We start from the raw sequence: 11549 nt of genomic DNA on the forward strand, positions 1-11549 counted from the left end.
TCGGCCTCGCCAGACTCGTCGGCGGAGCCGTCAAGTCCCAGGTCTCCGACCAGCCCGCTCAACTCGTCACCGACTATGAGCTGAAGCAAAACTACCCCAACCCCTTCAACCCGTCGACCACCATCGAGTTCGCCCTGCCCAAAGACGGCAAGGTCAAACTCGTCGTCTATGACGTCCTCGGAAGACAGGTCGCTTCGCTCATCGACGCCAAACTCGAGGCCGGCATCCACTCCGTCTCCTTCAACGCCGCCGACCTACCCTCCGGCGTCTACTTCTACCGCCTGCAAACCAACGAAAAAACCCTCACCCAGAAAATGATGCTCATCAAATAACCCGCAGACGGTAACATCCATCCATATTAAAAAGCCTTCGGGGCTGGACCCCGAAGGCTTTTTTTGTTAAGTTTTCGTTGCTTTTATTAATTTTTCCTTTATATTTTATGGACAATTAACTACACAACATGAACAATAGGGAGGAATAAAAGGGGCGAAAAATTTCAAGCTTTCAATCAATGAATGATTTGTTTAACCTTAACAAGGGAGCTTAGATGATGAAGAATTTGATGACTACTTTAGCTGCTGTTTTGCTCATCATCTCCGTCGTGCAAAGCCAACCGCTCGATCTCGTCATCGATGCGCAAAAGGACGCCTGGTACGAACAGCTGACCGGCCCGGCGGATGGTTTCATTATCATTCCGGCGGCCTGCTACAACACCAACGGGCAACCGAATGATGATGCGGATCTATCGGCCAAACTGTGGACCGCCTGGGATGAAAATTATTTGTACTTTTACCAAGAGGTAAAAGACAATGTCGTTCATCTCAACAATCCGACCTCCTGGCAGAACGACATACTCGAAATGTACTTTGACCCGGATCCTGCCGCTGCCAAGGCAACCGGCCAGATCGGCATTACCATAACGGCATTGGATTCGGCCGACGTCGAAAATCCGGCAAACTTGACCGGAGTTATGAACTTGACCGGCAACGGCATGGCGGCCGGAAATGTGGTATCCAAAGAAGATTATGCCCGGCGGTTGACCGAGGACGGCTATATACTCGAAGGCCGCATCAAGTGGGAGTGGATCAAGGCAACTGACGGCCGCAACCCCATCACGCCGGCTGTCGGCAACATTTTTGGTCTGGCGACCATGAACCACGACAACGACGTCGCGCAAAGAGAAGGATCGATCACCTGGGCGACGATCATGGATGATGCGGTTTGGAATCAGCCGCCGATGCACGGCAAAGTCGAATTCCTCGAGAACAACAAGCTGAAATTCAGCGCGGAAAACGCCATCACCGGCGTTAAAAATCCATTGGCACCGCTCTATGAGCCCAATGGGCTTCCCGAGCCGTGGTTGACCATGGATATCGGCGATGTAGCGGCAGCCGGCAGCGCCGAGTTTGCCGATGACAAATTTACCGTCACAGGCTCCGGCGCCGATATCTGGGGAACCAAAGACGGCTTTCGCTTTGTTTTCCAAACCGTAACCGGCGATGTGGAAATTACCGCCTATTTGGAATCTTTGACCAAGTCAGACCCGTGGACGAAAGGCGCCTTGATGATTCGTGACGCGCTTAACGACAGCTCGGCGCATGCCATTGTTGCGCTAGCTTCGGACAACGGCGAAGCGTTTCAGTGGCGCCCGGCCCCCGGAAAAGAGAGCAACCATATTGCCGGCGTCACTACGGTTGTGCCGCCCAAGTGGCTCAAACTGCAGCGCATCGGCGATGTGTTTGCCGGCTATACTTCTCCTGACGGCGTGAAATGGGATTTCATCGGCAGAGCGACGATTCCCATGAGCGGCCAGGTCTATGTCGGAATGGCCGTCACTGCTCACAACAACGGCGCTCTTTCGACTGCGGTCTATTCGAATGTCGAAATCAACCGCTCGCCGGTTACACCGGAGCTCAATTTCAACATGGTCATCGACGGTCAACGCGATCCATGGTACAAGTTCCTCAGCGGGCCCGATAACGGCTATATTGTCATTCCTGCTGCCGCTTATAACGACAACGGCCAGCCCGATAATGCCGCCGATCTTTCCGCCTCGCTATGGACGGCGTGGGATGAGACATATCTTTATGTCTACGAGGAAGTTAAGGACAACAAAGTGAACGTCAACAATCCCACCTCCTGGCAGAATGACGTGTTGGAGCTGTACTTTGATCCGGATCCTTCGCAACCGGTTACGACCGGCCAGATCGGCATCACCATCACGGCGCTTGACACGCCGGATGTGGACCCGGCAAATTGGAGCGGCATCACTAACCTGACCGGTAACGGCGGAGCAACCGGCAACGTCGTCACCAAAGAAGATTATGCCCGCACCAAAATTTCCGGCGGTTATGCCATCGAAGCGCGCATCAAGTGGGAGTGGTTGAAAGATGCCACCCGTTCTTTGACTCCCGAGGTCGGTAAAATCTTCGGCCTGGCCATTATGAATCACGACAACGACGTAGACAAACGGGAAGGCTCGATTTCCTGGGCAACCGTTTTGAAGGATAACGTCTGGAATACCCCGGCCAACCACGGAACCGTCGAGTTTCTACCCGACCATCAGCTCAAAATGACGCCGGTCAGCCCGAGAGATCCTGCCCTCAGCAATCCTCTGGCACCGCTCTATGTGCCGACCAGCCTGCCTGCGGACTGGCTGACGATGAACCTTGGAGCCGTGCCGGCTCCCGGAAGTGTCACCGAGAGCAGCGGCACGTGGACGGTTGCCGGAGCCGGAGCGGATATTGGGGGAACGGAAGATGCTTTCCGTTTCGCTTTCCAAGTTCGCAGCGGCGACATTGAACTGACCGCCAAGTTAGAGAGCCTGACCAAATCCGATCCGTGGACCAAAGCCGGGCTGATGATCCGCGACGACTTGACGCCCAACTCTGCTTACGCCTTTATCTGCCTGGCTTCGGACAACGGCGAGCATTTCCAGTATCGTACCAAAGCCGGTCAGGAAAGCCAAGATGCGGCAGGCGAACCGAAGGTCAAGGCGCCGCGCTTTGTCAAGATCGTTCGCATCGGTGACCTCTTGCAAGGATGGACTTCGGTGGACGGCAAAGCCTGGCTGAAGGTCGGGCAGACGGAGATCAAGATGACCGGTCAGATTTATGTCGGTATGGCGGTCACGGCTCATCACGCGACCAAGACCTCAACTGCCGTATTCTCGGGCGTGCAATTCAAGACCAAACCGACGGCAGTGGAAGAGAAAATCTCCGATCGCCTGCCGGACAGCTACGAGCTGTTGCAGAACTATCCGAACCCGTTCAATCCTACCACCACCCTCAGCTTCTCGCTGCCTGTCGATGATAAAGTCAAACTGGCTGTTTACGACATCCTCGGCCGCGAAGTCAGAGTGCTGGTGGACGGTAAATTGACGGCGGGCGTTTACCGCTACGAGTTCGATGCGGCCGACTTGCCGTCCGGCGTCTATTTCTACCGTCTGAAAACGGCCAATCACACTTTAACCAATAAAATGATGCTGATTAAATAGCCGTTGTCATCATAACCTTCGAAAAACCTTTAGGGCGGTTGCGCCCTAAAGGTTTTTCTTTATCCGTCAGTCAATGAAAACCAAAAAAATCATTTTTACCGCAATTCTTTGGCTGCTGCCGTTCCTCTTCTTGGCCTGCCTGGAAGGAGTATTGCAAATTATCCGCTATGGAGGGAATCGCGATCTATTTGTCCTGCAAAAGAGCGGCTCGATTTCGGAATATGTTCTCAACGAAAATTTTACCCGCCGCTACTTTTTTCAAAAAGGCATCAAAACGCCGGTGCCGCTTTCCCAGCGCTTTTTAGCAGTAAAAGACGCTTCGACGCGACGCATTTTTTGTTTGGGTGAGTCGACTACCCAGGGATTTCCTTATCCTCCAAACGGAGCCTATCCCTTCATACTACAGAATATTTTGACGGATTATTATCCTGACAAAAAGATCGAGGTTTTGAATTGCGGCATCACCGGCATCACTTCGCACTGCGTCCTCGACATGGAGCGGGAAATCCTCGACAAATACCGACCGGATGTATTGGTCATCTACACCGGCCATAACGAGTTCTACGGCGTTTTTGGTCGCGCATCGGCCTTGTCGCCTTCACACAGCGCGAGGCTGACGCAGCTTTTCCTCCAATTGCAGAACTCACGGTTTTTTCTTTTTTTACGCGACGGCATCAGCCGTTTCTACAGCCGTTCGGTGCAGCGGCCCTCCGAGCGTCCCGCGAACACCCTTATGAGTCTGATGGCCAAAGACACAGAGATCCTTCTCGATAGTCCGATAGTTTCTGAAACCGCGCAGCAATTTAGAAAAAACCTAACGCTGATGTGCCGCCTTGCACAAAAGCGGGGCGTTCCGATTGTTTTTTGTACGCTGGTCGATAATCTGAAGGATCTGCCGCCGTTTGCCTCGAAAAACCGTTCCGACCTTTTCCCAAGAGATTCTTTACAGTGGGCAGAAAAAATGCGCTTGGGGGATAAGCTGCAGAAAACCGGTCAGTTCGTAGAAGCGGCAAAAGCTTACCGTCGCGCCTTGGCCGTAGATTCGAGCGCGGCGCTCATCCGTTTCAAGTTGGCGCAATGCCTATTTGAATTAGGTGATTATCAAGAAGCTGCAAAGCATTTTTCAGCTGCCAAAGATCTGGACGTCGTTCGTTTCCGCGCTCCCTCGAGCTTTAATGCGATCATTCGACAAGTTACTGATGAAAAGCACGTGTCTTTGGCTGACTGTTTTGAAGCTTTTGCCCGCCGTTCGCCGGGCGGCATCATGGGAAAAGAACTTTTGCTCGAGCATGTTCATCCGAACCTGAGCGGGCACTACTTGATTGCCGAAACGATCGCTGAAGCGCTGATCGATAGTCGGATTCTCGGACCGGCGGCAAGCACAAGTCCTGCTAAAAGCATTGACGAATATTTGCAGCAATGTCGGCTTACGATTTTAGACCACGAGATCGTGCAATATTCTCTTTTTCGTTTGACCTCGAACTGGCCGTTTTCGACGAATGAACAATCGCATGTTTACCAAAGAGTCGGCAATCCCCGCACGGAAGCTTTGGCGCGGCAGCTTGTCGATGAAGGCAAGTCGAATTGGGTCGAGCTGCATCTTGTTTACGGCAGCGAATTAGCTGCTGCCGACCAATTCGAACCGGCCGAGGCGGAGTTTCTGGCTGCTCTGACTATGTATCCGGCTGCTGCCGCCTACGATTGCTTAGGGCGACTCTATCTCAGGCTGACGGAATCCGCCTATCGCGATGAAAAGGACTATCGCCGCGCCGATTATTATTTCAAACGCGGTCTGTCCGTATACCGTGAAGCATTGCAGCGTTACGCGGATGATTTGGAAATGAACATGAACTATGCTCTGCTGCTTTTAATGCGGGCGGACTATGCGGAGGCGGCGGAAAAGCAGTTGCGTCGAGTGATCGAACTTGCACCCGCGCACCTCAACGCGCACAAGCTGCTCATCGAGCTTTTGCTGCGGCGCCAAAATTCGGCTCAAGCGGAAGCCCTAATTCAGCAGGCGCTCGAGCATTTTCCGCGCGAAGGCCGCTTTTACACCGACTTGGCGTTGCTGGAGATGCAGAAAGGCAACCTCGCCGCAGCCGTCACCTGCCTCGAAAAAGCCGCCCGTTTGGGCGATAAAGAGAAAGCCGAAAAACTGCTGCGAATGTTACGGCGTTGATTAATAGCCGCTACTTTATCGCAACAGTTTTTCCTCGAGCATTTTTGAAAATCGACCTCTCTTGCCGTGGTTCTGCTCTCAAAACACAACGAGCGATAATCCAATTTGCCGTTTCGTCTGCGGAATCAGTCGTAATTCCCCTCATTTTTTGACAACCGACGGCAAGGCAGGTCCCTGCCAAGCCGTCGGAAAATTCTAAACACCTAAGGAGTGATGCTTACAACAGCCCGCCGATAAGCGAAAAGGTTGGGAGAACCGTTATCTCTGGCCTCAAAAATGAGGTGAATGGTCGCAGGTTCCTTTGCCTCCGGCACGGTAAAAAATACGCGCCGCTTGTCGACTTTGAGGTTGACCTCTCCCTCAAAAGTCCCTGCTTCTCTATAGACAAACCATCTTTCTTGAAGTTTGTTGCCGTCCGGGTCAAAAGTGCCTTCGGTTGAGAGTTCGATTTTTTCACCCGGACGAGCAGTAATCTGCAGGACGCGTTTGCTCGCGTCGCCCTGCAGAACGGGAATCGGATTGTGGTTCGCTTTCTTGTAGTCGTCGGCGATGCACCAATCCATGCGCGCGGCAAAGTCGTATTGAAACGCCTCTCGCCAACGCCAGATGGTCGCCTGCGCCGTGGTGTGCCAGGAACCGTCGCGCGCCTGGACGCGATCTCGGCTGTTGGTCCAAATCGGCCGCGTCTCGGCGTAGGTCTGTTCGAGCTGATAGCGTCCGCCCCAGCCGCCGTAAGAAGGATCGAGATGGCTGCCGAGGCCGTTGTTGATCAAATTCAGAAAGGAAGGCGTGTCGCCTTCCATGATGTAGGCGAGCGGCGGATAGAGCGCACCGAGCGGACCGTGGTTTTCAATGATGTTCTCCTTTAGCCAGGGATTGTCGACCAGTTCGAAAAAGTGAAAGGGACCGTTCTGATAATGACGATCGCCGGAGATGCCGCTCCAGGTCGCTTTGTAATATTCCGTCCACCAGACGTTGCTGGGGGAAACGATGTAAAACAATTCTGGAAAGGTGATGCGCAGCCATCGACCGGCGTCATCCTGATCGGAGATAGAATAGACGTGCAATTTGGCGACGAATTGGGCCAGTTCCGCAGCAGAACGGGTATATTTAACGTCCCAAAGCGCCTGCGCCAAGGTGTTGGCGCCGCCCCAGATGCAGATCCAGATCGGCCGTTCGTCCGGCCGATCGACAACCTCGATGATGTGATTGGATCCCGGTGTGCTCTTGCCGAAACCGACGGTCGCCATGCCGAACCCTTTTTGACCGGTAAAAGTGACGCTGCGGAGGTGATCGGCGGTTGGAAAGCCTTCGGCGTGTTTGAGCAGATTGCCGCGCACTTGTTCATAGGCATCGATTTGTCGTCGAATCAAATCCTCGCGCGTCCCTTCCTTGAGCCAAACTGAAGTGGTTGCGATCATCCCTTCGACATCATATTCGTTCGAATAGACCAGAAAGCGAACCAAGGACTCTTCGTCGTCGGGCTCGTTGGAAATGTCGGTTAAAATGATGACTCGAGGTTTTTCAGAGGGCAAAAAGCTTTGTTCCCAAGCGACGACAGGATAAATCATTGCAGGAAGGCAAAGCAGAAGAATCGCGCACATTCGTCTCATCATGGATGCTCTCCATTGGTAATGTCACTTTCAGCATAGCGAAGAATTATTTGCCGTATCCAATCAATAAAAATCGGCTTTTTTGATATTAAGAAAAAATGTTGATCTCTCAAAATAAAAGTAAAGGGTTTGCCGGATTCGGCGCAGAATATCCTGCTTTTGCTTGCGAAAATGTTTGAGTCAAACTATATTGAGATCAGGACGACAAAATCGGCCGGCGCCCGCACTATTGCCTTTGAGCTGCAAAAGTTTGCTTTATACGAAAGGAATCCTCTGCAACCGTCGGGCGACCGGTCCGCAGCGAAACTTTCGAAAGAGCAACGGCCGCAGTATCTATCTCTTTAGTCTGCAAACTAGGCGGCCTTTTTGATTGTGATTTCATACTTTTTACGGCAACAAACACCGATACGTGATTTATCGGCAAAGGCGAGGTATTCAAAATGAAAAGCGTCCTCTTTTTCGGCATGATTTTCCTTTGCGGAGCGGTTTATTCCGGACCGCGCCTAATCCTCAACGCCGACACGGCCAACGAAATGGACGATCTCTATGCAATCACCTACCTTCTCGCCGTCACCGGCGATGAATTGCTTGCCGTGTCCGCAGCCCATTTCAACAATGTCGATCTGCTGACAGACAGCTTGTGGAACGGCTATGCGACGCACGGAATCCGCACCATGGAGCTGAGTTTTTCGCTCAATCGGCAGCTGCTTGCGTGCACCGGACGCAGCGACGTCCAGTGCCTCAAAGGCGCGCCCAAGATCATCGGCCGCGCCTGGGGCGGCAGCGAACCGCGACCGTCCGAAACCTCGCAGCTGATCATTGAAGAAGCGATGAACCGGCCGGCAGGCGAAAAGCTGGTCCTCTTTACCCTCGGACCGGTCACCGATGTCGCCTCGGCGGTGATCGAAAAGCCCGAGATTCAGGACAAGATCGTTCTGTACATGATGGGCGCCAATTACTACCCGGACCGCAAAGCATGGAATAAGAACGAATTCAACGTCCGCAACGACCTCAACGCGTTCGATTATCTGCTCGATTCGAAGGTCGAGATGCACGTGATGCCGGCAAGTACGGCCTGGCGGCTCAAGTTCGAGCGAAAAAAGACGCTCGAAAAGCTGGGAAATCGTCCGCTCGACAAACTGCTTGCCGAACGCTGGGATCATGTCAACGCCAAGGAGACCTGGATCATGTGGGACTTGGCGCTGGTGATCGCCTATTTTCATCCCGAGTTTGCCAAAGAAGAAGCAGTAACCACGCCGCCGGAAAATCGCGCGCGCTCGGTTTGGGTTTACACGGACATCGACGCGGAGCGGATGGAAAACCATTTTTGGCAGGTTTATGAAGAGAAATATCGGCGTTAAGACGCCGTAAACAATCCGACATCAAGCAAAGGAGCCAAACCATGTCCCATGAAACAGACCACGCCAATGACCTCGATCGCCGCACAGTTTTGAAAGGCATTGCGGCGACGACCTTGGTCGGCGCGCTCGGCGCTCATGCCGGTGTCGATTTGAGCGCGATCCCCGAGCCGGCGCTTAAAGGCAACCTTCGCCACTCGGTCAGCAAGTGGTGCTATGTCGGCAAGGACAAATGGACGTTCGAAGAGCTTTGCGCAGTGTGCGTCAGGCTCGGCATCCAATCGATCGAGCTGTTGGAGCCGCGGGAACTGCCGACTTTGCGGGATTACGGACTGACCTGCGCCATCGTGTCCTCGCACAGCCTGACGAAGGGGCTGAACCGTCGCGAGCATCATGCGGAATGCCTGCAGAAGCTGCGGGAAGCGATCGATGCGGCGGCGGCGCACGGCTGTCCGGGCACGATCACCTTTCCCGGCAACCGCGAGGGCATGGACGATGAAGAGGGCATCCGCCACACGGTCGAAGGGCTCAAGCAGATCGTCGGCTATGCCGAGAAAAAGAGCGTCACCATCCATTTGGAATTTCTGAACAGCAAAGTCGATCACAAGGACTATATGTTCGATCACATGAGCTGGGGCGTGGAGGTGTGCAGGCGGATCGGCTCCGAGCGGGTCAAGATCCTTTACGACATCTATCACGCGCAGATCATGGAGGGCGACATCATCCGCACCATACAGCAGTATCACGAATACATCGGCCATTATCATACCGGCGGCGTGCCGGGCCGCAACGAGATCGATGAAACGCAGGAGCTCTATTATCCGGCCATCATGCGCGCCATCGTCGCCGCCGGCTACAGGGGATTCGTCGGCCAGGAGTTTGTTCCCAAACGCGATCCGCTCGCCTCATTGGCGCAGGCGATTCAGATCTGCGATGTTTAGGCCGGTGAAATCATCGGGAACAAATTTGCCGTCTGTCGTCGTTTTAGACTTCCGCGTGCTTGAAAGCGGCGCCTAAAAACGTGCGAAATTTTCATAGTTACAAAGCTGAAAAATGCGTATATTATCGATGATGAAACATAGCGCCCTCAAAAACTTGTGCATTGCACTGCTGATCTTTGTCTACCTGACTTCCGCCGTCGGCTATACGGCAGCAGTGCATTTCTGCCGACTGCAGCATCACTCTCCGACCACTGCTGCAGACTGCTGCTGCACCCATGCGGCTGCGGGCCTCGCCTGCGATCACCACGGCGCCCAGGAGCCTTTGACGTTTGAGAACACGGATTTGCCGTCCGCGGACCTGCGGCTTTCCGCGCCCGTCTGCTGCGAAAACCAGATCGGCTATCGGCAAATCGAGGCGCCGACCCTGCGGGCCGTGGCGGCGGAAGAGATCCCTGAGCCGCTCTACGTCTTCTCATCGGCTTCGGAACAATTCACTTCAAAAAACCGACTTTTTACTCCCCTCGGCATCGCCTTTCAAATCAACCTCCCGCTGCTGATTTGATGCCGAATGCTGCAGGATCATGAAAATCCTGCAGATTTTTCGACATCCGTTTGTAAACAGCAGAATCAATTTGGAGGTTGATATGAACAAAACTATTTCCATACTCTGTCTTTTGCTGCTGCTATCTGTGGGTCGGGCAGCAGATCAACATCTGCATGGTATCGTCTACGGGCTGCACTTTCATGAAGCGCACCAGGATACCGTGCCGCTGGTCTATGCCAACATTTATTGGCGGGATACCACGGTCGGCACGACTTCGGACACCGAAGGCCGCTTTCATCTGCCGCTGGTCGAAAACAGTCGGCATTTGATCGTCCGTTATGTCGGCTACAAACCCGATACGTTGATGATTCTCTCGGCCGATGAGCCGGTCAAAGTCTATCTTTCGGTTTTGGAGTCTATGGAAGAGGTAACGGTGGAGGCGGAAAAACCGCATGCCCTGCACTTGCACGAGACTCCGGTCGCCACGCAGCGGATCACCCAGCAGGGGCTGCGCACGCTGGCCTGCTGCAACCTGGCCGAAAGTTTTGAAAACACCATGGCCGTGGACGTCGAACAGACCGATGCGGTCAGCGGCGCCAAGCGCATCAAGCTGCTCGGCCTGGCCGGCTTTTACACCCAGTTTCTCATCGAGAAAAATCCGACCCTGCGCGGCCTGATCAGCCCCTTCAGCCTGGAATACATCCCCGGTTTCTGGATCGAGTCGATCGACATCTCCAAAGGTACGGCGTCGGTGGCTTCCGGCTATGAATCGATTACCGGCCAAATCAATGTCGAGCTGAAAAAGCCGGAGCGCGAGGCGCCGATCGCCCTCAATCTGTACCAAAACCACCTCGGCCGTTCCGAAGCCACGCTCAGCGTCGGCCGCAAAGTGAGCGAACGCCTCTCGACGCTGCTGCTCGCTTACGGCAGCCTCAACAACCGCAAATGGGACGACGATCACGATACCTTTGTCGATATGCCGCTCGTGTCGCATTTCAGCGTCATGAACCGATGGAAGCTGAGCGCCGACCATCTATGCCACGCACAACCGCGTTCGCCGCGCCGAATGGTTCGCCAAGGCGGGAACGCTGCTGCCGGACGGTTCCAGCATCGGCCTGATTTTGTCAGGGTTCGGTCACCGGCAGGATTCCTTTTGGGGCAACAAGACCTTCGATGCGGAGGAATCGAGCCTTTACGCCAACCTCGTTTACGAAAGGAACTTTGGTGCGCACAAGCTCTCTTCAGGTCTCTCTTTCCTCGGAAACAATCGGGAAGAAGTCTTTCAGGGGAACGCAACCCGCACGGAAGAACGGGTGCCGGGCGCGTTTCTCGAGTACACCTACAAGCTGCATGACCATCTGACGGCCATGGCGGGTTTCCGCTACGACCGACACAATCTGTTCGGCTCGTTCTATACC

The 11549-nt window shown here is 53.9% G+C and carries 8 protein-coding genes; 7 read left to right on the top strand and 1 reads right to left on the bottom strand.

The window, feature by feature from the left end; translation table 11 throughout:
- The 3 genes from ONB24_14955 to ONB24_14965 all read left to right on the top strand — a co-directional run.
- A partial coding sequence (locus tag ONB24_14955; GenBank protein ID MDZ7317409.1) for a T9SS type A sorting domain-containing protein occupies positions 1 to 332 on the top strand: 332 nt, incomplete at its 5' end.
- A gap of 215 nt (positions 333 to 547) precedes the next feature.
- A complete protein-coding gene (locus ONB24_14960) occupies positions 548 to 3496 on the top strand; it encodes a T9SS type A sorting domain-containing protein (protein MDZ7317410.1) in 2949 nt (982 codons plus the stop codon).
- Between the two features lie 73 nt (positions 3497 to 3569).
- Positions 3570 to 5675 carry a tetratricopeptide repeat protein gene (locus tag ONB24_14965; protein ID MDZ7317411.1) on the top strand — a complete coding sequence of 702 codons (2106 nt, stop codon included), beginning with the start codon at positions 3570 to 3572 and terminating at the stop codon, positions 5673 to 5675.
- 203 nt (positions 5676 to 5878) lie between these two features.
- Here ONB24_14965 and ONB24_14970 read toward each other — a convergent pair whose 3' ends face one another.
- Positions 5879 to 7288, bottom strand: a complete 1410-nt coding sequence (locus ONB24_14970; GenBank protein MDZ7317412.1) for a DUF1593 domain-containing protein — start codon at positions 7286 to 7288, stop codon at positions 5879 to 5881.
- A gap of 440 nt (positions 7289 to 7728) precedes the next feature.
- Here ONB24_14970 and ONB24_14975 point away from each other — a divergent pair, with 440 nt between their 5' ends.
- The 4 genes from ONB24_14975 to ONB24_14990 all read left to right on the top strand — a co-directional run bounded on the left by ONB24_14975 (position 7729) and on the right by ONB24_14990 (position 11485).
- A complete protein-coding gene (locus ONB24_14975) occupies positions 7729 to 8649 on the top strand; it encodes a nucleoside hydrolase (GenBank protein ID MDZ7317413.1) in 921 nt (306 codons plus the stop codon).
- A gap of 41 nt (positions 8650 to 8690) precedes the next feature.
- Positions 8691 to 9587 carry a TIM barrel protein gene (locus tag ONB24_14980; protein ID MDZ7317414.1) on the top strand — a complete coding sequence of 299 codons (897 nt, stop codon included), beginning with the start codon at positions 8691 to 8693 and terminating at the stop codon, positions 9585 to 9587.
- 127 nt (positions 9588 to 9714) lie between these two features.
- Entirely contained in the window at positions 9715 to 10149 is a 435-nt protein-coding gene (locus tag ONB24_14985) for a hypothetical protein (protein ID MDZ7317415.1), read from the top strand.
- A gap of 82 nt (positions 10150 to 10231) precedes the next feature.
- Entirely contained in the window at positions 10232 to 11485 is a 1254-nt protein-coding gene (locus ONB24_14990) for a TonB-dependent receptor (protein MDZ7317416.1), read from the top strand.
- Positions 11486 to 11549: the final 64 nt, after the last annotated feature.

The organism is candidate division KSB1 bacterium, assembly GCA_034505495.1.
In the GTDB taxonomy this organism is placed as follows: Bacteria; Zhuqueibacterota; Zhuqueibacteria; order Residuimicrobiales; family Krinioviventaceae; genus Fontimicrobium_A.

Coding starts and splice junctions, on each gene's coding strand:
- ONB24_14975 (MDZ7317413.1), top strand. CDS start 7,729: ATGAAAAGCGTCCTCTTTTTCGGCATGATTTTCCTTTGCGGAGCGGTT.
- ONB24_14980 (MDZ7317414.1), top strand. CDS start 8,691: ATGTCCCATGAAACAGACCACGCCAATGACCTCGATCGCCGCACAGTT.
- ONB24_14965 (MDZ7317411.1), top strand. CDS start 3,570: ATGAAAACCAAAAAAATCATTTTTACCGCAATTCTTTGGCTGCTGCCG.
- ONB24_14990 (MDZ7317416.1), top strand. CDS start 10,232: ATGAACAAAACTATTTCCATACTCTGTCTTTTGCTGCTGCTATCTGTG.
- ONB24_14970 (MDZ7317412.1), bottom strand. CDS start 7,288: ATGAGACGAATGTGCGCGATTCTTCTGCTTTGCCTTCCTGCAATGATT.
- ONB24_14985 (MDZ7317415.1), top strand. CDS start 9,715: ATGATGAAACATAGCGCCCTCAAAAACTTGTGCATTGCACTGCTGATC.
- ONB24_14960 (MDZ7317410.1), top strand. CDS start 548: ATGATGAAGAATTTGATGACTACTTTAGCTGCTGTTTTGCTCATCATC.